The following is a 22,840-nucleotide window of genomic DNA, read 5'->3' on the forward strand; positions in this document are numbered from 1 at the left end:
GCCCCTGAGCCGACGTCGCGCGCCGATTCCCCGCCATTCCTGACCATTCGCGATTCTCGGTGCCGCATCCTACCTATCGTTTTCCGCAGACAAGGGCGACGATGCCCGCGTAATGGAAGGACGATGATGCGACTCCAGTTGACTAAATGGACATCCCTGACCGCGATGGCGGGGCTGATCGGTGCCGCGCTACTTGCCGCTACACCGAATTCGGCCAGTGCAATTCAATACAGCGGTAGATATTTCACGACTTCATCCGCGTGCCGCGCAGAAGTGAAGGCGTACCGGACCGAGGGCTGGAAGATCCTCAAGAACTGCCCCTTCGTGGATGGATATGGGTACCTCATTGACGCCTCGAAGGGTTGAACCAGAACGCAGCCCTGAAAGAGTCCGCCCCGAAGTAGAGCAATCGCGGGCACGGTTCCGAAGTCGCTCGTCCCAGACGACTGCGGTCATTGCTGCCGCGTGTTTCGTCCTCAGTGGGTGCACAACTGCATCTCCCCGTGGGAAGGAGCCGACTCCTGTCCCGTCTACAACCATTGGCACTTCAGACGCTGCAACGACGAACCAAGCAACGAGCTTGAATCTCGAGACCTTCAATTCGATCAATCGGGCCACTGTCGCGACGATCGGCGATCCGACCGGCCGGGATCTTGCCCTGGCCCTCATTGCTGGCGGCTTCGCTCGGGCTGATGTAGAGATCACCGTCGATATCACGACAGCGGAGGAGCGGGCCGATGCGGTCTTCGTCGCGGTGAAAGTCGGTGACTCGTGCTTCGTGGGTCAGTACCGGCACAAGGCGTCAGGTGAGGACGGTGACACGAAATACCTCGGGGCGAGCGTCGCACCACTCGCCACCGGTCGGTGCCTGATCGGGGATCCGGTTCCCGTCGAGTGACGATCGCGCGGGCGTCCTGCTGATCGAGTAGCCCGCAGAGCGGGCGTATCGAGATCCACCGGCGACAGACGAGACGACTGTCGACCTGCCCTGCTGGGGACGGTGGGTCTCGATACGCCCCTTCGGGGCTACTCGACCAGCATGCAATCGCGATACACCCCTGCGGGGCTGCTCGACCAGCATGCAGTCGCGGCAGGCCCCTGCGGGCTGCTCGACCGGCATGCAGTCGCGACTGGCCCCTGCGGGGCTGCTCGACCAGCATGCAGAACGGCGGCGGCGGTGCGCCGTCGCGCCACCGCTTGCCTCGCGGCCGACACGCCGGTTGTGCGACGGATGTCGGCCGATCGGGAATGTCGGAGGCGCCTGGCAGTGTTCTGAGTCTCGTACCACCCGTCGCATCGACGTCACCCTGGCGATGCGCCCCCTCACGACGATCCCCTTCACGACCGGAGACGCACCAGTGACCGAGCGCACCCTTCCCGAGACGCGGCCCGCCGCCGCGGCCGACACGCCCTCGACGGCCCTCGATCCGCGCAGCCGCCTGGTGATCAGCCTGCTGCTGGTCTCGGCCTTCGTCGTCATCCTCAACGAGACGATCATGAGCGTGGCGCTGCCCGACCTCATGCGCGACTTCGGTGTCGAAGCTCACGTGGGCCAGTGGCTGTCCACCGCGTTCATGCTGACGATGGCGGTCGTCATCCCGATCACCGGCTACCTGATCCAGCGGCTGCACACCCGCACGCTCTTCGCCGCCGCGATGACCCTCTTCAGCCTCGGCACGCTCAGCGCCGCGCTCGCGCCGACCTTCGAGGTCCTGCTGGCCGCGCGCGTCGTGCAGGCCGGCGGCACGGCGATCATGATGCCGCTGCTGATGACCACCGTGATGACCCTCGTGCCGCCGGCGATCCGCGGCCGGATGATGGGCAACATCTCCATCGTCATCTCGGTCGCACCCGCCGTCGGGCCGACGATCTCGGGCGTCATCCTCAACTTCCTCAGCTGGCGCTGGATGTTCTGGATCGTGCTGCCGATCGCCGTCGGCGCGCTGATCCTGGGCCTCCGCAAGGTCGAGAACGTCACCGAGCCGCGCAAGATCCCGATCGACTCGCTCTCCGTCGTCCTCTCGGTCTTCGGCTTCGGCGGCCTGGTCTACGGCCTGAGCAGCCTCGGCGAGGGCGGCGAGGCGATCGTCGCTCCCTGGGTGCCCTTCGTCGTCGCCGGTGTCGCGCTCGCCGCCTTCATCGTCCGCCAGCTGCTGCTGCAGAAGACCGACCGCGCCCTGCTGGACCTGCGCACCTTCTCCTCGGGCAACTTCACCGTGGTCATCGTGATGATGGCGGTGAGCATGTCGGCGCTCTTCGGCACGCTGATCCTGCTCCCGCTCTACACGCAGAACGTGCTCGGCCTCACCCCGCTCGAGACCGGTCTGCTGCTGCTGCCGGGCGGGCTGCTGATGGGTCTGCTCGCGCCGTTCGTCGGCCGCGGCTACGACCGCTTCGGCCCGCGGGTGCTGCTGGTGCCCGGCTCGATCATCGTGGCCGGTGCGCTCTGGGGCTACACGACGCTCGACGAGAACTCGGTCTCCTGGTTCATCCTCTCCCTGCACGTGGTGCTGAGCCTCGGCCTCGCGCTGGTCTTCACTCCGCTGTTCACCGCGGGCCTCGGCTCGGTGCGCCCCGCGCTCTACTCGCACGGCAGCGCGATCATCGGCACGGTCCAGCAGCTCGGCGGCGCGGCCGGCACGGCGCTGTTCGTCACGGTGCTCTCGGTGCAGTCGGCCGCGCTCGCCCGCGAGGGCGTCGACGAAGTCGTCGCCACGGCGGGCGGCATCCACTCCGCGTTCGTCTGGGGAGCCTCGATCGCGACCGCCGCGATCGTCGCCGCCTTCTTCGTGAAGCGCCCCGCCGAGACGGACGGCCCGCGGCCGATGGTCGCGCACTAGGCCGACCGCCGGTGCTCCGCGTCCGCGCGGGGCACCGGCTGTTCACCTCCGCGACACCGGGTGCCCCTACCGTGGCGCCCCGGCCGACCCGCTCCCGGACGCGCGGCCGGAACGGAGAGCACTCGTGAGCACGGACGCGCATCCCCAGGACCTCCTCGACGCCGGCGCCCTCGCCACGGCACCGCGGACCCTGATCGACGTGCTCCGCGACACCGCCGAGCGCCACCCCGACGCCTCCGCGCTCGAGGATCCCGCCGGCGCCCTCAGCTACCGCGAGCTGCTCGCCCGCGTCGTCTCCGCCGCCGCCGAGCTGACCGCCGCCGGGGTGCGTCGCGGCGATCGAGTGGGCGTGCGGATGGCCAGCGGCTCGCGCGAGCTCTACCTCGCGATCCTCAGCATCCTCGCCGCCGGTGCCGCCTACGTCCCGGTCGACGCCGACGACCCCGAGGAGCGGGCGCGACTCGTCTTCGGCGAGGCCGCCGTCCGCGGTGTCATCACCGGCTCCGGACGCTTCGAGCGCGCCGACGCGGAGCCCGCGCGACTGTTCACCGGGTCGGCGCCGCACCCCAGCACCGCCTCGATCCCGCTGCTGCAGCCGCCGACCCTCGAGGACGACGCCTGGATCATCTTCACCTCGGGCTCGACCGGCACACCGAAGGGCGTGGCCGTCAGCCACCGCTCGGCCGCCGCCTTCGTCGACGCTGAGGCGCGCGTCTTCCTCCGGGCCGAGCCCCTCGGCCCCGGCGACCGGGTGCTCGCGGGCCTCTCGGTCGCCTTCGACGCCTCCTGCGAGGAGATGTGGCTGGCCTGGCGGAACGGCGCCTGCCTCGTGCCCGCGCCGCGCTCGCTCGTGCGCAGCGGGATGGACCTCGGCCCCTGGCTGACGACGCACGGCATCACCGTCGTCTCGACCGTGCCGACCCTCGCCGCGCTCTGGCCCGCCGAGTCGCTCGAGAACGTCCGCCTGCTCATCTTCGGCGGCGAGGCCTGCCCGCCCGAGCTCGGCCAGCGCCTGGCCGTCGACGGCCGCGAGGTCTGGAACACCTACGGCCCCACCGAGGCGACCGTCGTCGCCTGCGCCGCTCCCCTCGGCGGGCCGGGCCCGGTGCGGATCGGCCTGCCGTTGGACGGCTGGCGGCTCGCCGTCGTCGATCCCGAGGGCCGCCGCGTCGGCGAGGGCGAGGTCGGCGAGCTGATCATCGGCGGCGTCGGCCTGGCCCGCTACCTCGACCCCGCGAAGGACGCCGAGAAGTACGCCCCTGCGCCGACGCTGGGCTGGGAGCGCGCCTACCGCTCCGGCGACCTCGTGCGCTTCGAGAGCGCCGGGCTGGTCTTCCAGGGCCGCGCCGACGACCAGGTCAAGCTCGGCGGCCGGCGCATCGAGCTCGGCGAGGTCGAGGCGGCGCTGCAGGGCCTGCCCGGAGTCTCGGGCGCGGCGGCCGCCGTCCGCACCACCGGCGCGGGGATCCAGGTGCTCGTCGGCTACCTCGCCCTCGCCGGCGGCCGTGAGCTCGACCGCGACGCGGCGCTGACGCGGCTGCGCGAGGAACTGCCGGCCGCCCTGGTCCCGCTGCTCGCGGTGGTCGACGAGCTGCCGACGCGCGTATCGGGCAAGGTCGACCGGGCCGCTCTGCCCTGGCCGCTGCCCGAGAGCACCGCGGCCGACCCCGGGCTCGACGCCGGGACCGCCTGGCTCGCCGGACTCTGGCGCGAGGTCCTCGGCGTCCCGGTCGACGAGAGGGCGAACTTCTTCGACCTGGGCGGCGGCTCGCTCGCCGCCGCCCAGCTCGTCGCCCGCATCCGCGAGCAGGACCCCGAGTTCACCGTCGCCGACGTCTACGCGCACCCCCGGCTCGCGGCGATGTCGGCCGAGATCTCGAGTCGCGCGACCGGCGCCGGGGAGGTCTCGAGCCACCGGATCGCCCCGGTCCCGCGCCGGATGCAGGTGCTGCAGACCCTCCTCGGCGCGCCGCTCCTGGTGCTGAGCGGCGCCCGCTGGACGACGGTCGTGCTCACGGTCTGCGCCTTCCTCGACCTGCTGCCCGGCTTCGGCTGGCTGCCCACCGTGCCGCTGCCCGGGCTCGTCGTCGCGTTCGCCCTCTTCTGCACTCCGTTCGGCCGGATGGGCCTCACCGTCCTCGCCGCCCGCGCACTGCTGCGCGGGGTGCGCGCCGGCGACCACCCGCGCGGCGGCGGGGTGCACCTGCGGCTGTGGCTCGCCGAGCGGATCGCCCACCAGCTCGGTGCCGTCAGCCTCGCCGGAGCACCCTGGGTCGCGCACTACGCCCGTGCGCTCGGCGCCCGGATCGCCGACGACGTCGACCTGCACTCGCTCCCGCCGCTCACCGGGATGCTCACTCTCGGCCGCGGCGCCGCCATCGAGCCGGAGGTGGACCTCTCCGGCTACTGGATCGACGGCGACGTCCTGCGGGTCGGCGCGGTCCGCGTCGGCGCCGGCAGCACGGTCGGCGCCCGCAGCACCCTCCTGCCGGGAACCCGCATCGGCAAGAACGCGCAGATCGAGCCCGGCTCCGCGGTCTTCGGCCGGGTGCCGGCCGGCCAGCGCTGGGGCGGCTCGCCCGCGCAGCGCCTCGGCAAGGCGAGCGCGGGCTTCCCCGCCGAGCGCCCGCCGCGTGCGACGCCGTGGGTCTGGGCCTACGCGGTCTCGGCGGTCGGCCTCGCCGCCGTGCCGGTCGTCTCCTTCGCGGCGGGACTCGGCGTGCTCGCCCTCGCCGTGCAGGGCGCAGCGGATCTCGCGGAGGCGCTCCCCCGCGCCGTCGCCGCCCTCGTCCCCGCGGTCGCCGTCACCGGCGTCGTGCTGGCGGGCCTGGTCGTCGTGCTCGTGCGCCTGCTCGGCCGCGGCGTCGAGGCCGGCACGCATCCCGTCCGCGGCCGGATCGGCTGGCAGGTCTGGTCCACGGAGCGCCTGCTCGACCACGCCCGTGCCCTCCTCTTCCCGCTCTACTCCGGCCTGTTCACGCCGGTCTGGCTGCGGCTGCTCGGCGCGAAGGTCGGCCGCGACGTCGAGGCCTCGACCGTGCTGCTGCTGCCCGCGATGACCACCATCCGGGACGGCGCCTTCCTCGCCGACGACACCCTCGTCGCCTCCTACGCCCTCGGCGGCGGCTGGATGCGGCTCGCCCGCGCCGAGATCGGCGAGCGCGCGTTCCTCGGGAACTCCGGGATGGCGGCGCCCGGACACACGGTGCCGGCGGGCGGGCTTGTCGCGGTCCTCTCCTCCGCCCCGCGCAAGTCGAAGGCGGGCTCGTCCTGGCTCGGCTCGCCGCCGGTGCGGCTGCGGCGCACGGTGGTCGAGGCGGAGTCGGCGCGCACGTTCCGGCCGGCCGCGCGCCTCCGCGCCGCCCGGATCGTCTGGGAGCTGCTGCGCTTCGTCCCGGTCGTCGTCTCGATCGCGATCGGCCTCGGCGTCGTCGCGGCCCTGCTGGCACTGGTGCCGGTGATCGGGGCACCGGCGACGGCGGTGGTCGGCGGTGTCGTCCTGCTCGCCGCAGGCGCGGTCGCCGCAGGCGTCTCGACCGCGGCGAAGTGGCTCCTCATCCAGCGCGTCCGCCCGAGCGAGCACCCGCTCTGGTCCTCCTTCGTCTGGCGCAGCGAGCTCGCCGACACCTTCACCGAGATGGTGGCGGCGCCGTGGTTCGCGCACGCCGCGGCCGGAACGCCCGCCCTCGTCTGGTGGCTGCGGAGCCTCGGCGCGCGGATCGGCTGCGGAGTCTGGTGCGACAGCTACTGGCTCCCGGAGGCCGATCTGGTCGATCTGGGCGACGGAGCGACCGTCAACCGGGGCTGCGTCGTGCAGACCCACCTGTTCCATGATCGAATCATGAGCATGGATCTCGTGAGTCTCGACGCCGGCGCGACCCTCGGCCCGCACAGCGTGATCCTCCCCGCCGCGACCATCGCGGCGCACGGCACGGTCGGCCCCGCCTCCCTCGTCATGCGCGGCGAGCTCGTGCCCGCGGGCAGCCGCTGGAGCGGCAACCCGATCGGCCCGTGGCGCGAGGTCCGTGTCGGCGACTACCACGCGCCCGTCGCGTGAGCGACGCGCAGACCGGGCTGGAGACGGCAGGCGACCCGTACCTCCCCGGCATCGGCAACACCGGCTACCGCGTCGAGTCCTACGAGCTCGACCTGGACTACCGGGTCTCGAGCAACCGGCTCGCCGGCCGAGCGACCCTGCGGATCGTCGCGCTGCAGCCGCTGCGCCGCTTCTCGCTCGATCTGAGCCGCCTCCGAGCGACGCGGGTGCGGGTCGCCGGACGCAAGGCGCGCAGCGATCAGGCCGCGCACAAGCTCCGGGTCACCCCCGCCGAGCCGCTCGAGGCCGGCGCGAGCGCCGTCGTCGAGATCGAGTACGGCGGGCACCCCGGGCCGCGCGCCAGCCACTGGGGCGAACTCGGCTGGGAGGAGCTGACCGACGGCGTGCTCGTCGCCTCGCAGCCCTCCGGCGCGTCGACCTGGTACCCCTGCAACGACGACGTCGCCGACAAGGCGACCTACCGGATCCGGGTGAGCGCGGAGGAGGGCTACTCCGTGCTCGCGAACGGCGTGCTGCTCGAGACGAGCGAGCGCTCGGGCCGGCGCACCTGGCTCTACGAGCAGCGGGAGCCGACCGCGAGCTACCTCGCGTCGGTGCAGATCGGCCGCTACGTGCTCGAGGACCGCCTGCTTTCCGGAGTGGCCGTCACGCTCGCGCGCCCGGCCGCGCTGGCCGCGCGGGTCGCGCGCGACTTCGCACCGCTCAGCGCCATGCTCGCGTTCTTCTCCCGGGTCTTCGGCCCGTACCCGTTCCGCCAGTACACCGTCGTGGTCACCGCGGACGAGCTGGAGATCCCGCTGGAGGCGCAGGGCATGGCCGTGTTCGGCGCGAACCACGTCGACGGCCGCGGCGGCTCGGAGCGGCTGATCGCCCACGAGCTCGCGCACCAGTGGTTCGGCAACAGCGTCGGCCTCGCCCGCTGGCGGCACATCTGGCTGAACGAGGGCTTCGCCTGCTACGCCGAGTGGCTCTGGTCGGAGGAGTCGGGCGGGCCCAGCGCCGACGCCCAGGCCCGCCGGCACCACGCGCTCCTGCGGTTCCAGCGCCAGGACCTCGTGCTGGGCGACCCGGGACCGGTGGACCTCTTCGACGACCGGGTCTACAAGCGGGGCGCGCTGACGCTGCACGCGCTGCGGCTCCGGCTCGGCGACGAGGTGTTCTTCCAGCTCCTGCGCATCTGGACCGCGCGGCACGCGTCCGGCACCGCGAGCGAGGACGACTTCCGCGCGCTCTGCGCCGAGGTCGCCGGCGGCTCGGCGATCGCGGGCGGCACGGCCGTCTCGGCTGTCGAAGCGCTGCTCGACGCCTGGCTCGTCGACGTGCGGCTGCCGCCGCTACCGGCCGCCCGCTGAGACCAGCGAGTCCTCGAGCGCGTCGCCGTGCTCGCGGCGCCAGCCGATGATCGGACCGGCACCGCCGACGGAGTCGCCCAGCGCGACGCTGACCCGGAGCGACGGGTCGAGGTGCGGCTCGGCGAGCCGGAAGCGCGTGCTGTCGATGCGAGCCTCCGCGGTGAAGCGCGACTCGTGGATCCGGACGCGCCGCGGATCGACGTCCAGCCCGCGGCCGTCGGCCTTCAGCGCGGCCTCGATGCGGGTCCAGTGCAGGATCGGGTCGGCGGCGCGGAACCCGCCCGTCGCGAAGGGAGCGCCGGCGATCCGCGTGATCGCGACGCCGCGCTCGGGCGGACCCGCGACCGGCTCGACGTCGACCCCGACGACGCCCGCGCTGCTGGCCGCGACGACGACCGCGCCCGGGCAGTGCGCGATGCTGACGGAGAGGTGCTCGGCGCCCTCGATCCAGGGGCGCCCGTGCGGACCACCGCAGCGGGAGCAGCGGGCGGTGACCCGGACCATCGAGGCGGACAGCCCCAGGAGCTCGCCCGCGAGCATGCGCAGCAGGACGCGGCCGAAGACGAAGCGCTCCGCCACCGCCGCCGACCCCGTCGCGCGGTAGCGCTCCCGCTCCGCCGTGCCGAGCAGCGGCAGCAGCCGCTCGGCGTCGAGGCGCTGCTCGTCGAGCGCGAGCCAGCGCAGGTGCACCCCCGGCAGATCACGCACGCCGTCGTCGTTCCTCATCCCGTCCCCCACGGTCGTGTCCCCCATGATCCCGTCCCCCGGTCCGGCGCTACTCGGCGGCCCGAGCGGTCGCCGCGTGCTCGCCGCGCTCGTAGACGTCCGCCGCCGAGCCGACGATCAGCGGGTCCGGCCCGAGCGGCGACACGACCTCGTCGTCCCGGCCGTCGTAGTCGTACAGGCTCAGCACGTAGCGCATCGCCTCGAGCCGGGCGCGCTTCTTGTCGTTGCTCTTGACGATCGTCCATGGCGCGTCGGCCGTGTCGGTCGCCGCCATCATCGCCTCCTTGGCCGCGGTGTAGTCGTCCCACTTGTCCAGCGAGGCGAGGTCCATCGGCGAGAGCTTCCACTGCCGCACCGGGTCGATCATCCGGATGGTGAACCGGGTGCGCTGCTCCTCGGCCGAGACCGAGAACCAGAGCTTGACCAGGTCGATGCCCTCGCCGACGAGCATGCTCTCGAACAGCGGCGTCTGCCGGACGAACTCGTCGTACTGCTCCGGAGTGCAGAAGCCCATCACGCGCTCGACCCCCGCCCGGTTGTACCAGGAGCGGTCGAACAGCACGATCTCGCCCGCGGCGGGCAGGTGCGAGACGTAGCGCTGGAAGTACCACTGCGTGCCCTCCCGCTCGGTCGGCTTCTCGAGCGCGACGACCCGGGCGCCGCGCGGGTTGAGGTGCTCGGTGAAGCGCTTGATGGTGCCGCCCTTGCCCGCGGCGTCGCGCCCCTCGAAGACGACGACCAAGCGCCGGCCGTGCTTCTTGATCCAGTTCTGGAGCTTCAGCAGCTCGATCTGCAGCAGCCGCTTGCCTGCCTCGTACTCCTCGCGCGACATCCGCTCGTCGTAGGGGTAGCCCTCGCGCCAGGTGTCGATCTGCGTGCCGTCGCGGCGCAGCAGCACCGGATCGTCGTCGTCCTCGTCGAGCACCACGAGGTCGCGGGCGTCCTCGGGCGTGAGCGTGCGGAGCAGCTCGGGCGTCGGCACGAGAGCGCCGTGGGGAGCGGCACCGGAAGCGGCGTCGAGGACGGCGTCGGGGCTGAGGGAGCGATCGGAGACGGAGGGCACGGAGCGACGCTAGGGGCCCCGAGCGACGCCGGGGTGAACGGCGGGTGTCCGCCCTCTCGCGCCCGCGCGCACCCGGACGTACCCTCGTCGCATGTGCCGGAACATCCACACCCTCCACAACTTCGAGCCCGCCGCCTCCGACGAGGAGGTGCACGCCGCCGCCCTCCAGTACGTCCGCAAGATCAGCGGCGCCACCCGCCCGTCGAAGGCGAACCAGGAGGCGTTCGACCGCGCCGTGGCGGAGATCGCCCACATCACGGGCCACCTCCTCGAGGACTTGGTGACGACCGCGCAGCCGAAGGACCGCGAGGTCGAGGCGGCGAAGGCCCGCGAGCGCTCGGCCCAGCGCTTCGCCACGGCGTGAGGTGCGACGCACGCGCCGGCCGATCCGGGAGGGGCACGCGCTAGCCGATCAGGTAGACGAAGCCGCGACCCGACCGCGCGATCCGGGACGCGAACTCCACGGCGCGGTCCAGGTACTGCCCGAGCTGCTCCCCCTCTGGGTGCTGCGGCAGGCCCTCCTCGAGCTCCTGCCGGAGCGCGAGCAGATCGTCGGCGATCTCGGCAACCTCGCCCGGGGTGACGGCGCGCACCCACGGATCCCAGCACATCCCCCGCAGCGACACCCGGCCCTCCAGCATCCGGTGCGCGGGCCGGGGCGGCTGCCCCGGCGAGCGCGGAGCGGTCAGCGCCTGCAGCCCGGACCACGCCCGGTCGAGGACGAGCATGTCGTCCTCCGGCACCGGCTGCGGCAGGTCGGCGTCGTCGATCTCGGCGCCGTGCGGCATCCCCCAGGCGCCCGCCAGGGCGGTCTCGCCGATCACGCTCCGCGGGTCGGCGAGCGCGCGCTCGGTCAGATCGGCATCGAAGGCGTAAGCGTAATAACGGATTCCCATGCGTCGATGGTGGCGAGCACCGCGCTCGCTCCGGCGCCGGATACCGAGATCTGGGGAGGGCCGAGCGATCACGCGGCTGTGGAGGGACGAGCGACCGCTTCTGTTCCCGGACTCGTCTAGGCGTCGAAGGCCGCCGGCGGCAGGTCCGTCTCGCCGTCCTCGACGGCGCGAACGATGCGCGCCGCGACCGTCTCCGGCGAGTGCCCCGCGCCGAAGCGCGGAGCCGTGCCCGCCAGCGGGTGCTGCGACAGCGCGGTCTCCGTGTGGCCGGGCCGCGCGTCGAGCAGGAGGACGCCCGCCTTCCGGTACTCCCGGGCCGATGCCCGGACGAACGAGTACAGGGCCGCCTTGGACGCGGAGTACGCCGCGAGACCGGCGGTCGGCGCCTCGGCGACCACCCCGCTGATCGTGACCGCGAAGGGCCGATTCCCGGAGGCGGACAGGGCGGGGAACGTCGCCGTGAGCACGCGTATCGGCGCCAGGGCGTTCACGTCGACGAGCTCCTCGAGCACCGCCGGGTCGAGCTCGTAGGAGGGACCGAATGCGACGACGCCGGCCGCGACGACGACGCCGTCCAACCGTCCGTGCCGGCGGAGGACCTCGTCGACGAGGCGCTGCGGAGCGTCCTCGCCGAGGAGATCGGCGACGAGCGGCGCGTCGCCGAGGTCGGCGGCGCGGCGCCCGGAGCGGACCACGGTCGCGCCGCGCTGCTCCAGCTCGTCCGCGATCAGCCGCCCCAGCCCGCCGGAGGCACCGAGGACGAGGACGACGGAGCCTTCGAATCGAGTCATGTCCGAAGCGTAGACGGGGGGTCTGGCGCGAATCGCCTCTACCGGGAGGCGAGGGCCGTCAATACGGTGGATCGCATGTCGCGTCCGGACACCTGTGCCGTGCTCCACCGACTGGTGGAGGTCCTCGAGGACCCCGCGCCGATCAACCCGGGGCACGCCCGGCACGTGAGCGGACTGCTCGCCGGCGCCCTCGACTCCGCCCCGGCCCTCCGCGACTGCGCCCCGGCCCAGCTCGTCGCCTTCGCGACGGAGGACCCGGCGGACGAGAACCCGGCCCTCTGAACGCACCGACCGCCACCGCGTCACCCGGCACTTCACCGCCTCGCCCCACTCCTCAGAAGTCGCGGTAGTCGAGCGCAACTACCGCGACTTCCGCGGACTCGGAGGCGCCTCTGCCTCCCGGCCTCGCTCCACTCCCCGAGAGTCGCGGTAGTCGAGCGCGACTACCGCGGCTTCTGCGGAGTCGGGGCCTCCCCCGCCGAGCGGAGGGACGCCGCGGGCCCCTCGTAGACTCGACGGGCCGAGAGAACGGGGACCCGGTGGACGACGAACGCGCCGCACCTGCGGGCTGGTACCGCGATGACGCCCGCCCGGGGTCGATGCGCTGGTGGGACGGCACCGCCTGGACCGACGCCCGCCGCTCCGCGGAGGACTCGGCGCCCGGCGACCCGGACGAGCAGGAGCAGCGCAGGCTGCCGGACACCGCCCCCGAGCACGTCGAGTACCGCCTCCCGAACTCCGCCGGGACCCCCACCGTCGACGCCACGGACGAGGCGGAGCGGATCGAGGAGATCGCCGCCGTCGTCGGCCGCCCTCTGCGCGCGGGCGAGATCTCCGACCGGATCCTCGACGTCGTCCTCGTGCCCGAGCCGGACCACCCCACCGGCACTCCCGCCGTCTCGGTCCGCGCCGGCGGCCGCGTGATCGGCTATCTCCCCGACGCCTACCGCCGCGCCCCCGCGCTCACCGGCCTCTCCCGCGTCGTCGCCGGTCGCGCCGCCCCCACGACGTCCGCCCGGCTGCGCGCCGAGCGGACGGAGGAGGGCCTGCGCGCCTCGGTGAAGGTCGCCCTTGTCGCCCCCGAGCTCCTCGTGCCGCTCAACGCGCCGCCCCAGGAGCGCTACTCGATCCTGCCGTGGGGTCGCGCCCTGCAGGTGCAGCGCGAGGACGAGCACTTCGTCCGCCTGGCCGGCGTGGTCCCCCAGGGCGGCCGCGGCCTCCTCCTCGTGACGCTCCACCTCGACGGCGGTCTCGTGGAGGTGCGCCTCGACGGCGACCGCGTGGGCGAGCTGACCACCGCGACGTCCGAGCAGTTCGCGCCCACCCTCCGCCACCTGGCCGGCCTCGGCCTCACCGCCGTCGCCTACTGCTCGCTCCAGGGCTCGCCCCTGAAGGCCGAGCTGACCCTCCAGGCGGCGCGCGCCGCCGAGCTGCCGGCGGACTGGGTCGACGGCCGGCCGGTGACGCTCCCCCGGCTGGTCCCCGGCGCTGCGGAGGCCCCGCCCGCCTACGTCGCGCCGCTGCGGCCGACCCCGCGCACCTCGGAGGCCGTCGCCCGCTCGACCCGCCGGACGGTCGCCTGGGTCGTCGTCGGCGTCTGCACGCTGGTCGGCCTCTCGAGCTGGATCATCGGCGACGTCCTCAACTGAGGCTCGGCACGTCGGCCGACGCGGCCCTCCGGCACGCGGAAACACCTCCGGCTCGCCGGATCGTCGAGATCCTGCGAGCCGGAGGGCGTTCCGCGAGCCGGAGCCCGGGCGGTCGTCACACGTTGAAGCGGAACTCCACCACGTCGCCGTCCTGCATCACGTAGTCCTTGCCCTCGATGCGGGCTTTGCCCTTCGCGCGGGCCTCGGCGATGGAGCCGGTCTCGACGAGGTCCTCGAACGAGATGATCTCGGCCTTGATGAAGCCCTTCTGGAAGTCGGTGTGGATCACGCCGGCCGCCTGCGGGGCGGTCCAGCCCTTGCCGATCGTCCAGGCGCGCGTCTCCTTCGGGCCCGCCGTGAGGTAGGTCTGCAGGCCGAGGGTGTCGAAGCCGATGGTCGCGAGCTGGTTGAGGCCCGACTCGGTCTGGCCGGTGGACTCGAGCATCTCCGCGGCGTCGGCCTCGTCGAGGTCGATCAGCTCGGACTCGATCTTGGCGTCGAGGAAGATCGCGTGCGCCGGGGCGACGAGCGCGGCCAGCTCGGCCTTGCGCGCGTCGTCGGTCAGCACGGCCTCGTCCACGTTGAAGACGTAGATGAAGGGCTTCGCGGTGAGCAGGCCCAGCTCGCGGATCGGCTCGAGCTCGATCGACGACGCCGAGAGCGGCTTGCCGGTGTCGAGGAACTCGCGCGCCTTCTTCGCGGTCTCGAGCACGATCGGCTCGATCTTCTTCCCCTTGAGCTCCTTCTCGTAGCGCGCCTCGGCCTTCTCGAGGGTCTGCAGGTCGGCGAGGACGAGCTCGGTGTTGATCGTCTCCATGTCGCTCGCGGCGTCGACCTTGCCGTCGACGTGCACGACGTCGGCGTCCTCGAAGCCGCGGATGACCTGCGCGATCGCGTCGGCCTCGCGGATGTTGGCGAGGAACTTGTTGCCCAGGCCCTCGCCCTCCGAGGCGCCGCGGACGATGCCGGCGATGTCGACGAAGGACACGGGCGCGGGCAGGATGCGCTCGGAGCCGAAGATGCCGGCGAGCACCTCGAGGCGGGAGTCGGGCAGGTTCACGACTCCGACGTTGGGCTCGATCGTCGCGAACGGGTAGTTCGCGGCGAGCACCGTGTTCTTGGTCAGCGCGTTGAAGAGCGTCGACTTGCCGACGTTGGGGAGTCCGACGATTGCGATAGTGAGAGCCACGGGCATCCATCCTACGGCGTGGTCGCGGGGGTGCCGCGTGCCGGTCCCGGCGGCGTCGGAGGTGCGTGAGAGGGTGAAGTCGTGCCCATCGACTTCACCGCCATCGACTTCGAGACCGCCAATTCGCACGGAGCGTCCGCCTGCTCCGTCGGGCTGGTGAAGGTCCGCGACGGCCGCGTCGTCGACCGCGCGGGCTGGCTCATCCGCCCGCCCTACGGCTACGACGACTTCCTCGAGTGGAACACCCGCATCCACGGCATCCGCAAGCACGACGTGCACGGCGCCGCCTCCTGGGTCGAGCAGTTCGCCGACCTCGTCGCCTTCGCCGGCGAGGACGTCTTCGTCGCCCACAACGCCGGCTTCGACATGAGCGTCATCCGCGCCGCCTGCGCCGCGACGGCGCTCGAGCTCCCCGCCTACAACTACCTCTGCTCGCTCCAGCTCGCGCGCAGGACCTACCAGCTCGAGTCCTACCGCCTGCCGTCCGTCGCGTTCGCCGCCGGCTACGACGACTTCCGCCACCACGACGCCTCGGCGGACGCCGAGGCCTGCGCCGCGATCGTGGTGCACGCCGCCCGCCGGCACGGGGCCGGGAGCCTGGCCGAGCTCGGCGAGCTGGCCGGCGTCTCCGTCAAGCGCCTGCGGCCGAAGGCGCCGGTCGCCGCCTGACGCCCGGGGCGGCGATCCGAGAGCCGGCGCGCTCACTCCCCCGCGCGCGGGTCGCCGAACCAGTTGCTGAAGATGCGCCAGAAGTTGCGATTGCCGTAGGCCGAGCACGCGTCGCCCGAGCCGTAGAGGTCGTCCAGCGCGGCCGCGTTCGGCTGGTACGGCGTGTAGTAGTAGAGCCCCGCGGTCGCCGCGTTCTCGATCCGCACCGGGGCCGTCCCGCAGGCGGCGTCGGGCGAGTACTGGATCTCGCTGGTCTCGCCGACCGGGTACCAGTCGAAACTGCTCTCCGGGTTGCGGTAGCGCTGGAACTGCCAGGCCGCGCCGTAGACCTGGCCGAAGAAGCCGAAGTAGTCGGTGTCGCAGTCGGCCGTGTCCGGGCAGCCGTAGCCGGTGGCGCTGCGGAACTGGCGCTCGCTCGGCGCGCTGTCGGTCACCAGTGACTGCTCCTTCTGCAGCAGCGTCAGCAGCACGGCGGGGCTGACGTCGCAGGCGCCCGCGACGAAGGCGATGATCTCCGCGGCGGAGCTGTCCTCGTCGCCGGTGTAGGCGGCGCACTGCTCGTCGGCGGCGACGTCGCCGGTGTCCTCGGCGTAGTCCCGCAGGCACGGGACGTCGGTCCCCGCGCAGGAGGGCACCCGCGCGTTGAGGAAGGCCTGGATCGTCAGCGGGCCGAGGGCGTCGCCGTCGAAGAAGACCTCGTCCGACACGATGTCGCCGGGATCGAAGCCCGACCCGTCGACGCCACCGGCCAGGTCGGTCCACATCCGGATGCTCGGCACCTCGGTTGCGGGAGCGGCCGCGGCGCCGAGGTCCGTCGCGCCGGGGAGCAGCAGCATCACCGCGAGGGCGGCGAGGGCCGCCGCCCCTCCCCGTCGACGTCGCACGACGGACGGGGAGGGGGCGACCGGGGAGGGATCGGCCGAGCTCATCCCTCCACGCTAGCGGCCGTGCGCCGGAGCATCAGCCGCAGGGCGTGAGCCGCGCGACCGCGTCCGACAGCGTGTTCGGGCCGCCGAGCAGGACGACCTTCTTGGCGCCGAACGCACTGATGTCGTTCAGCACCGCCTGCGGCACGCAGTCCCGCGGGACCGCGAAGAGCGGGCTCGAGGTGTAGCCGGCGGCGGTCGCTCCGGCGAGCGCGTCCGGGAAGTTCTCCCCGGTCGCGAGGTAGACCGTGCTCGCGCGCTGGAAGGCGGCCCTGTTCAGCTTCTCCGAGGTGTCGTAGCGGTCCGAGCCCGCGATGCGGGTCTTCGAGGCGACGGCGAGCGAGCGCTCGATGCCGTCGCTCACCGAGAGGGCGTTGCCCGCGATGGTGAGCGAGCGGACTCCGAGCTGCGAGACGAGGCTCTTCGTGGTGACGTCCGCGGTCGCCAGCGTCCCGTTCACCAGGAGCACCGGAGCGTCCACCGAGCCGGCGGCCGCGCTGGCGCCCAGGGCGTCGGGGAACTTCTCGCCCGTCGCGAGCCACGCCCGGCTCGACCCGTCGGAGAAGGCGTACTGGACGACCTTCTTCGCGGTGTCGTAGCGGTCGACGCCGCCGAGGCGGGTGGGGGTCGCTCCGCCGCGCACGTACTGCTTGAGGTCCTGCAGCACGGCGTCGCTGACGCTCAGCGTGGAGCCGACCACGACGATCTTCGCGGGCTTGAGGCGGGTCAGCTCGGTGCGGACCGGCTGCGACATCGAGTCGCGGTCGACGAGCAGGAGCGGGCCGCCCTGCTTGGCCGCGGCGGGCGCGGCGCTCAGCGCGTCGGGGAAGGCGGAGCCGGTCGCGACGTAGACGACGGGGACGTTCGCCGTGAAGGTCGCCTTCGAGACGCGGACGGCCGTGTCCTGGCGGTCGGTGCCGGCGATCCGCTCGACGGGAACGGTCGTGCCGTTGGACACGCTCGTGCAGCCGAGGTCCTTGGTGCCGGGCGCCTTCGCGTCGCCCGAGCCGGTCCAGAGGTTCCAGTCCACCGAGGCGGCGCTGGCGCAGACCGTGTAGGTGCCCGCGGCCGAGGCGGGGGCGGTCGCGGAGAAGCCGTGGTTGCCGCCGGCGGCCGGGTACTCGCCCGGGATGTCGCCGCGGGAGGCGTTCGCGGTCTGGGTGCGGACGGTCTTGGAGCCGTCGGGCGCGGTGATGGTGACCGTGGTGGCGAGTTGCGCGCGCTGCGTCGTCGGGTCGACGACCCAGCCGGAGGCGGTCAGCGTGCCGCCCGAGATCCTCGGGGCGTCGACGCGGCCGGCCGGGGCGACGCCGGCGTTGGCGAGCGAGCCGTTCCAGTCGCTGAAGATGTACCAGAAGTTGATGTTGCCGTAGGTGGCGCAGGCCTGGTTGCCGGTGTTCGTCAGCGCGTAGCTGTTGGGCTGGTAGGGCGTGTAGTAGTAGAGGTTCGCCGTGGCCTGGTTGCGGATCGCGACCGGCGACGAGCCGCAGGACGTGTCCGGGTTGAAGAGGATGCTCGGCGTCGTGCCCGCGGCGTAGGCCGTGAAGTTCGAGCCGGAGCCGGGCGGGTTCGCGTACTTCTTGAACTGGCGGGCCGCGCCGTAGACCTGAGTGAAGAAGCCGGCGGAGCCGTTGTCGCAGCCGGTGCTGTCGGGGCAGTTGAAGCCGGTCGCGCGGTTGTAGAGGCGCTCGGTGGGGCTCGTCGTCGAGACGAGGCTCGTCTCCTTCTGCACGAGGACGGCGAGCACGAGCGGGCTGATGCCGCACGCCTCGCCGACGCCGGCGAAGATCGACGCCGCGGACTCGAGGACGCCGCCGCGGTACGCCTTGCACATCGGGTCGGCCGCCTTCGACGGCGTGACCTGGCTGAAGGCCTTGAGGCAGGGCACGCCGTTGGGCGTACCGGAGCAGTTGCGGCCCTTGTCGTCCAGGAGCGCCTGCATCTGCTGCGCCGAGCGGGCGTCGCTGTCGAAGAAGTTCGCGTCGCTGAAGATGTAGCCGGCGCGGAAGCTCTTGGTGCTCTCCGCTTCGTACTGGACCTTGACGTCGGGCAGGACGGAGCCGTCGGCGGCGGTGACCTGCGCCTCCCCCGCTCCCGGATCGACGAGGACGGACGCGGGCGGCAGCGTCTCGTCGGCGGCGGAGGCGGCGGCGACCGGGACGAGAGCGGTCCCGAGTCCGACGGCGAGGGCGAGTGCGGCGGTGAGCAGGCGCGAAGGACGGCGGTGATTCCCCATGGTCCCGAAGCCTAGGGGCAACCTCCGACTCCGCCTCCTCCCGCTCCGGACACCCGTCCGAGGGTCAGACGGACATCGTCGGAGCGCCGCAGGGCGGATGTCGGAGGTCCGTGGTCTCCTCGGCGCATGGAACTCAGCTTCGTCCTCGGCCTCGCGGTCGGCGCGCTCCTCGCCGCCGTCGTCGCCGTGCTGCTCGCCCGTGCCCGCACTCCCGACACCGCGCTCGCCCTCGAGCTGGCCACGGCGCAGGCGCGGGCCGAGGGGCTCGAGGAACGGCACGAGTCGGTCGTGGAGCAGCACCGCGAGCACCTCGGCTCCGCCCGCGACCAGATCCGCGAGCTGCAGGAGCAGCTGCGGGTCGTCGCCGAGCGCGAGCGGCACGACGCGCGGATCCTGCAGACGCTCTCCCCCGTCGCCGAGAGCCTGCGCGGGATGCAGGAGTCGGTGCGCCGTCTCGAGAGCGAGCGCGCCGCGCAGTTCGGCGCCATCACCGAGCAGCTGGAGGGGCAGCGGCTCGCCGGGGAGAGGCTCCGCTCGACCACCGAGACGCTCGCGTCCGCGCTGCGGTCGAGCGCCAGCCGGGGTGCGTGGGGCGAGACGCAGCTGCGCAACGTCGTCGAGGCGGCCGGGCTGACGCAACGGGTCGACTTCGACGTGCAGTTCGGCCTGGAGGGCGAGGGCGGGAAGGGCCGCGCCGACATGGTCGTGCGCCTCCCCGGCGGCAAGGCGATCGCCGTCGACGCGAAGGTGCCGTTCGACGCCTACCTCGAGGCGAGCGCGATCCCCGCGGGGGCGGGCGCCGAGGAGGAAGCCCGCCGCGCAGGGCTGCTCCGCGCGCACGTGCGCGCCCTCCGCGGGCACATCGACGCCCTCGCCGGCCGCGCCTACTGGACCGGGCTGCCGGCGAGCCCGGAGTTCGTCATCGCCTTCATCCCCAGCGAGCCGCTGCTGGCCAGCGCGCTCGACGCCGATCCGACGCTACTGGAGTACGCGTTCCGCAAGCGGGTCGCCCTCGCCTCGCCGGTGACGCTCTGGTCGGTGCTGAAGACCGTCGCCTACACCTGGCAGCAGGACGTCCTGACCGACGACGCGAAGCGCCTGCTCGATCTCGGCAAGACGCTCTACGCGCGGCTGGCGACCCTCGCCGACCACGCGGAGGGGCTGCGCCGCTCGATCGAGAAGACGGTCGACTCCTACAACGCCTTCGCCGGCTCGCTCGAGACCCGCGTCCTCGTCACCGCGCGCCAGTTCGACACCCTCGACGAGTCCCGCGTGATCGCGCCGGCCGGCGGCGTCACGGTGACACCGCGCCGCCTGACCGCCGTCGAGCTCCTCGCGCCGGACGAGCGCACGGCCTGAGCCGCGGGATCTCGAGACGCCGCTCCGCGGCTACTCGACCAGCATGCGGGCGCCGCTCCGCGGCGGCTCGAGCAGGGGTGCGCCGCTCCGCGGCTACTCGACCACCGGACAGGGCGCGCCCCCATCATGCTGATCGAGTAGCGCCCGCAGGGCGCGTATCGAGATCCGCCGTCCTGCAGACGTCGGTCTCGATACGCCGCTCCGCGGCTACTCGACCAGCATGAAGCGCAACACCGGCGCACACTGCTTCAGCAGGGGTGCGCCGCTGCGCGGCTACTCGACCAGCAGGTGACGGGGTCGGCCGCCTAGACCCACTTCTCCGCGAGGTGCTGGGCCGTCACGCGACGGATCGTGCCCGAGCGCGAGCGCAGGACGATCGACTCGGTGGTGATGATGTGGCCCTCCTTGCGGACGCCCTTCACCAGCCCGCCGTTGGTCACGCCGGTGGCGACGAAGTAGGTGTTGTCGCTGCGGACCAGGTCGTTCGCGTGCAGGACGCGGTCGAGGTCGTGGCCGGCGTCGATCGCGCGCTGGCGCTCGTCGTCGTCCTTGGGGCGGAGGATGCCCTGGATCACGCCGCCGAGCGCGCGGATGGCGCACGCGGTGATGATGCCCTCGGGCGTCCCTCCGGTCCCCACGCACATGTCGACCCGCGAGTCGTGCCGAGCGGCGTTGATGCCGCCCGCGACATCGCCGTCGAGCAGCAGCCGCGTCCCGGCGCCCGCCGCGCGGATGTCGTCGATCAGCTGCGCGTGCCGCGGGCGGTCGAGCACCGCGATGCGCATCTCGTCGACGGGCTTGCGCTTGGCCCGCGCCAGCGCGCGGATGTTCTCGCCGATCGGGCGCTCGATGTCGATGATCCCCACGCCCTCGGGCCCGGTGACGATCTTCTCCATGTAGAAGACGGCGGAGGGGTCGAACATCGCCCCGCGGTCGGCGACGGCGATCATCGACAGCGCGTTCTGCCGGCCCGCGGCGGTCAGCGAGGTCCCGTCGATCGGATCGACGGCGATGTCGGCGGCCGGCCCGGAGCCGTTGCCGACGTGCTCGCCGTTGTAGAGCATCGGCGCGTTGTCCTTCTCGCCCTCGCCGATGACGACGACCCCGTCGAAGTTGACGGTGCCGAGGAAGGTGCGCATCGCGTCGACGGCGGCGCCGTCGGCGGCGTTCTTGTCGCCCTTGCCGATGAAGGGGACGGCGCGGATCGCCGCCGCCTCGGTGGCTCGGACGAGCTCCATCCCGAGGTTGCGGTCCGGGTGGAGGTAGAGCGAGTCGTGGTCGATATCGGTCACAGCGCGGAGTCCTTCGCGTTCGAGTTCGTGCAGACGGCGTCGTCGCAGGACCCGCGGAGCGGATCCCCATCCCGGAGCGGAGTCTATCCGAGGCCCGCCCCGCGCCCGGGGGACGCCCCGCAGCCGCCTCGCTAGACTCGACGCCGACGCGGGCCTCGCCCGACCCCCTCCCGTTCATCCGTCAAAGGAGATGCCATGCCCGTCGCTACCCCGGACCAGTACGCAGAGATGCTCGACAAGGCGAAGAAGGGCGGCTTCGCGTACCCCGCGTTCAACGTCTCCTCCTCGCAGACCATCAACTCGGTGCTGCAGGGCCTGTCCGAGGCCGGCTCGGACGGCATCATCCAGGTCACGACCGGAGGCGCCGACTACTTCGCCGGCCACACGGTCAAGAACCGCGCCGCCGGAGCGATCGCCTTCGCGAAGTTCGCCACCGAGGTCGCCAAGAACTACCCGGTCACGGTCGCGCTGCACACCGACCACTGCCCGCAGAACGCGCTCGAGGGCTTCGTCTACCCGCTGATCGCCGCCTCCGAGGAGGAGGTCAAGGCCGGTCGCGAGCCGCTCTTCCAGTCGCACATGTGGGACGGCTCGGCCGTGCCCCTCGACGAGAACCTGAAGATCGCCCAGGAGATCCTGCCGCGCGTGAAGGCGATCAACGCGATCCTCGAGGTCGAGATCGGCGTCGTCGGCGGCGAGGAGGACGGCGTCTCGCACGACATCAACGAGCACCTCTACACCACGCTCGACGACGCGATCGCGACCGTCGAGGCCCTCGGCTTAGGCGAGCAGGGCCGCTACATGGCCGCGCTGACCTTCGGCAACGTCCACGGCGTCTACAAGCCCGGCAACGTGCGCCTGCGCCCCGAGCTGCTCCGCGAGATCCAGGACGGCCTGCAGAAGAAGTACGGCACCGAGGCGCTCCCGCTCGACCTCGTCTTCCACGGCGGCTCCGGCTCGACGGACGAGGAGATCGCCGAGGCGGTCCGCAACGGCGTCGTGAAGATGAACATCGACACCGACACCCAGTACGCCTTCAGCCGCTCGGTCGCCGACACCGTGCTGAAGAACTACGACGGCTTCCTCAAGGTCGACGGCGAGGTCGGCAACAAGAAGGTCTACGACCCGCGCTCGTGGGGCAAGATCGCCGAGTCCGCCATGGCCGTCCGCGTCGCCGAGGCGACCCGCCAGCTCGGCTCCGCCGGCCACTCCGGCAAGTAGGGCACCGCTCCGTGACGAACGCACACGACCAGCCGGGCCGCACAGAGCGCCCGGAACCGCGGTACGGCGAGTACGCGCCGCCCGGCTGGTCGTGGACGCCTCCGGAGGACGCCGTCGTCGTCCCCGACCCGCGAGGGTCCGAGACCGATCCGCGGCCCGCGACCGCGCCCTCCGCGAAGACCGTCGCGCACCCCGTCGACCGGCTGATCACGATCATCCTGCTGGCGCTCGGCGTCTTCTTCGCCGTGCCGACGCTGCTCGACCCCTCGAGCTTCGCCACCACCCTCTCCGAGCTGTACACGAGCCAGGGCATCGGCACCTACGCCTCCCCCGATCTCGCCCGCACCCTCGGGCTGGTCGTGGCGCTCGCGCAGGCGCTGATCGTCGCGTTCGCGGTCTGGATCTCGATCCGCCGGCTGCGGGCCGGCAAGCGCGCGGTGCTCGTGCCGATCCTGGGGATCGTCGCGACGGTCGTGCTCTCGCTGACGGTCGCGGCCATCGCGATCCTCGGCGATCCGACCTTCGCCGACTACGTCTCGCGGATGTCCGCCGGGACCGGCACGGACGTCTAGCG

The 22,840-nt window shown here is 72.7% G+C and carries 20 protein-coding genes; 12 read left to right on the forward strand and 8 right to left on the reverse strand.

From position 1 onward, the window contains the following. Window positions 1–123: 123 nt before the first annotated feature. The 5 genes from MT353_RS01535 to MT353_RS01555 all read left to right on the forward strand — a co-directional run bounded on the left by MT353_RS01535 (window position 124) and on the right by MT353_RS01555 (window position 8,249). Window positions 124–366, forward strand: a complete 243-nt coding sequence (locus tag MT353_RS01535) for a hypothetical protein (RefSeq protein WP_243623446.1) — start codon at window positions 124–126, stop codon at window positions 364–366. Between the two features lie 214 nt (window positions 367–580). Further along, window positions 581–898, forward strand: a complete 318-nt coding sequence (locus MT353_RS01540; protein WP_243598913.1) for a hypothetical protein — start codon at window positions 581–583, stop codon at window positions 896–898. Window positions 899–1,313: 415 nt separating this feature from the next. Continuing rightward, window positions 1,314–2,840, forward strand: coding sequence for a DHA2 family efflux MFS transporter permease subunit (locus MT353_RS01545; RefSeq protein ID WP_374204678.1), 1,527 nt, complete (start codon window positions 1,314–1,316; stop codon window positions 2,838–2,840). 124 nt (window positions 2,841–2,964) lie between these two features. Continuing rightward, window positions 2,965–6,897 carry a Pls/PosA family non-ribosomal peptide synthetase gene (locus MT353_RS01550; protein WP_243623447.1) on the forward strand — a complete coding sequence of 1,311 codons (3,933 nt, stop codon included), beginning with the start codon at window positions 2,965–2,967 and terminating at the stop codon, window positions 6,895–6,897. Next, window positions 6,894–8,249 (forward strand): M1 family metallopeptidase, encoded by a 1,356-nt coding sequence (locus MT353_RS01555; protein WP_243623448.1) that lies wholly within the window; start codon window positions 6,894–6,896, stop codon window positions 8,247–8,249. Before MT353_RS01550 ends, MT353_RS01555 begins: the two co-directional genes overlap by 4 nt. Here the strand turns inward: MT353_RS01555 and MT353_RS01560 are convergent. Next, window positions 8,232–8,975 carry a 4'-phosphopantetheinyl transferase superfamily protein gene (locus MT353_RS01560; protein ID WP_243615424.1) on the reverse strand — a complete coding sequence of 248 codons (744 nt, stop codon included), beginning with the start codon at window positions 8,973–8,975 and terminating at the stop codon, window positions 8,232–8,234. The two genes, MT353_RS01555 and MT353_RS01560, sit on opposite strands and share 18 nt — an antisense overlap. A 49-nt stretch (window positions 8,976–9,024) precedes the next feature. Next, on the reverse strand, window positions 9,025–10,038 hold the full coding sequence (ppk2, locus tag MT353_RS01565) for a polyphosphate kinase 2 (RefSeq protein WP_374204679.1): 1,014 nt from the start codon (window positions 10,036–10,038) through the stop codon (window positions 9,025–9,027). Window positions 10,039–10,129: 91 nt separating this feature from the next. Here ppk2 and MT353_RS01570 point away from each other — a divergent pair, with 91 nt between their 5' ends. Next, window positions 10,130–10,402: a DUF2277 domain-containing protein gene (locus MT353_RS01570; protein ID WP_243623449.1), complete on the forward strand. Its 273-nt coding sequence runs from the start codon at window positions 10,130–10,132 to the stop codon at window positions 10,400–10,402. A 40-nt stretch (window positions 10,403–10,442) separates the two neighbouring features. On the opposite strand, the gene MT353_RS01575 is transcribed toward MT353_RS01570, so the two are convergent. Both MT353_RS01575 and MT353_RS01580 read right to left on the reverse strand, forming a co-directional pair. Beyond that, window positions 10,443–10,934 carry a hypothetical protein gene (locus MT353_RS01575; protein ID WP_243623450.1) on the reverse strand — a complete coding sequence of 164 codons (492 nt, stop codon included), beginning with the start codon at window positions 10,932–10,934 and terminating at the stop codon, window positions 10,443–10,445. Between the two features lie 116 nt (window positions 10,935–11,050). Then, window positions 11,051–11,725: an SDR family oxidoreductase gene (locus tag MT353_RS01580; protein ID WP_243623451.1), complete on the reverse strand. Its 675-nt coding sequence runs from the start codon at window positions 11,723–11,725 to the stop codon at window positions 11,051–11,053. Between the two features lie 75 nt (window positions 11,726–11,800). On the opposite strand from MT353_RS01580, the gene MT353_RS01585 reads away from it, so the two are divergent. Both MT353_RS01585 and MT353_RS01590 read left to right on the forward strand, forming a co-directional pair. After that, window positions 11,801–12,007, forward strand: coding sequence for a hypothetical protein (locus MT353_RS01585; protein ID WP_243623452.1), 207 nt, complete (start codon window positions 11,801–11,803; stop codon window positions 12,005–12,007). Between the two features lie 257 nt (window positions 12,008–12,264). Then, window positions 12,265–13,374 carry a DUF2510 domain-containing protein gene (locus MT353_RS01590; RefSeq protein WP_243623453.1) on the forward strand — a complete coding sequence of 370 codons (1,110 nt, stop codon included), beginning with the start codon at window positions 12,265–12,267 and terminating at the stop codon, window positions 13,372–13,374. A gap of 115 nt (window positions 13,375–13,489) precedes the next feature. Here MT353_RS01590 and ychF read toward each other — a convergent pair whose 3' ends face one another. Then, complete coding sequence (ychF, locus tag MT353_RS01595) at window positions 13,490–14,563, reverse strand: redox-regulated ATPase YchF (protein WP_243623454.1); 1,074 nt, start codon at window positions 14,561–14,563, stop codon at window positions 13,490–13,492. A gap of 81 nt (window positions 14,564–14,644) precedes the next feature. On the opposite strand from ychF, the gene MT353_RS01600 reads away from it, so the two are divergent. Beyond that, window positions 14,645–15,232, forward strand: a complete 588-nt coding sequence (locus tag MT353_RS01600; RefSeq protein WP_243623455.1) for an exonuclease domain-containing protein — start codon at window positions 14,645–14,647, stop codon at window positions 15,230–15,232. 32 nt (window positions 15,233–15,264) lie between these two features. Here the strand turns inward: MT353_RS01600 and MT353_RS01605 are convergent, their stop codons facing one another. Beyond that, the gene (locus MT353_RS01605; protein ID WP_243623456.1) at window positions 15,265–16,161 is read right to left on the reverse strand and encodes a hypothetical protein; all 897 of its coding nucleotides are present in this window, start codon (window positions 16,159–16,161) and stop codon (window positions 15,265–15,267) included. Window positions 16,162–16,192: 31 nt separating this feature from the next. Then, window positions 16,193–18,394 (reverse strand): cell wall-binding repeat-containing protein, encoded by a 2,202-nt coding sequence (locus MT353_RS01610; protein ID WP_243623457.1) that lies wholly within the window; start codon window positions 18,392–18,394, stop codon window positions 16,193–16,195. A gap of 126 nt (window positions 18,395–18,520) precedes the next feature. Here MT353_RS01610 and MT353_RS01615 point away from each other — a divergent pair, with 126 nt between their 5' ends. Then, entirely contained in the window at window positions 18,521–19,753 is a 1,233-nt protein-coding gene (locus tag MT353_RS01615) for a DNA recombination protein RmuC (RefSeq protein ID WP_243623458.1), read from the forward strand. Between the two features lie 305 nt (window positions 19,754–20,058). Here MT353_RS01615 and glpX read toward each other — a convergent pair whose 3' ends face one another. After that, window positions 20,059–20,991 carry a class II fructose-bisphosphatase gene (gene glpX, locus MT353_RS01620; RefSeq protein WP_123445977.1) on the reverse strand — a complete coding sequence of 311 codons (933 nt, stop codon included), beginning with the start codon at window positions 20,989–20,991 and terminating at the stop codon, window positions 20,059–20,061. A 249-nt stretch (window positions 20,992–21,240) separates the two neighbouring features. Between glpX and fbaA the strand changes: the two genes are divergently transcribed. Together fbaA and MT353_RS01630 are read left to right on the forward strand one after the other, a co-directional pair. Then, entirely contained in the window at window positions 21,241–22,266 is a 1,026-nt protein-coding gene (gene fbaA, locus MT353_RS01625; RefSeq protein WP_243623459.1) for a class II fructose-bisphosphate aldolase, read from the forward strand. A gap of 11 nt (window positions 22,267–22,277) precedes the next feature. Beyond that, the gene (locus MT353_RS01630; protein WP_243623460.1) at window positions 22,278–22,838 is read left to right on the forward strand and encodes a DUF6264 family protein; all 561 of its coding nucleotides are present in this window, start codon (window positions 22,278–22,280) and stop codon (window positions 22,836–22,838) included. Window positions 22,839–22,840: the final 2 nt, after the last annotated feature.

This window comes from Rathayibacter sp. VKM Ac-2927, assembly GCF_022815525.1.
Taxonomy (GTDB): Bacteria; Actinomycetota; Actinomycetes; order Actinomycetales; family Microbacteriaceae; genus Rathayibacter; species Rathayibacter festucae.

Coding starts and splice junctions, on each gene's coding strand:
- MT353_RS01560 (WP_243615424.1), bottom strand. CDS start 8,975: ATGAGGAACGACGACGGCGTGCGTGATCTGCCGGGGGTGCACCTGCGC.
- MT353_RS01575 (WP_243623450.1), bottom strand. CDS start 10,934: ATGGGAATCCGTTATTACGCTTACGCCTTCGATGCCGATCTGACCGAG.
- MT353_RS01570 (WP_243623449.1), top strand. CDS start 10,130: ATGTGCCGGAACATCCACACCCTCCACAACTTCGAGCCCGCCGCCTCC.
- MT353_RS01615 (WP_243623458.1), top strand. CDS start 18,521: ATGGAACTCAGCTTCGTCCTCGGCCTCGCGGTCGGCGCGCTCCTCGCC.
- MT353_RS01605 (WP_243623456.1), bottom strand. CDS start 16,161: ATGAGCTCGGCCGATCCCTCCCCGGTCGCCCCCTCCCCGTCCGTCGTG.
- MT353_RS01535 (WP_243623446.1), top strand. CDS start 124: ATGATGCGACTCCAGTTGACTAAATGGACATCCCTGACCGCGATGGCG.
- MT353_RS01545 (WP_374204678.1), top strand. CDS start 1,314: ATGCGCCCCCTCACGACGATCCCCTTCACGACCGGAGACGCACCAGTG.
- glpX (WP_123445977.1), bottom strand. CDS start 20,991: ATGGAGCTCGTCCGAGCCACCGAGGCGGCGGCGATCCGCGCCGTCCCC.
- MT353_RS01580 (WP_243623451.1), bottom strand. CDS start 11,725: ATGACTCGATTCGAAGGCTCCGTCGTCCTCGTCCTCGGTGCCTCCGGC.
- fbaA (WP_243623459.1), top strand. CDS start 21,241: ATGCCCGTCGCTACCCCGGACCAGTACGCAGAGATGCTCGACAAGGCG.
- MT353_RS01585 (WP_243623452.1), top strand. CDS start 11,801: ATGTCGCGTCCGGACACCTGTGCCGTGCTCCACCGACTGGTGGAGGTC.
- MT353_RS01610 (WP_243623457.1), bottom strand. CDS start 18,394: ATGGGGAATCACCGCCGTCCTTCGCGCCTGCTCACCGCCGCACTCGCC.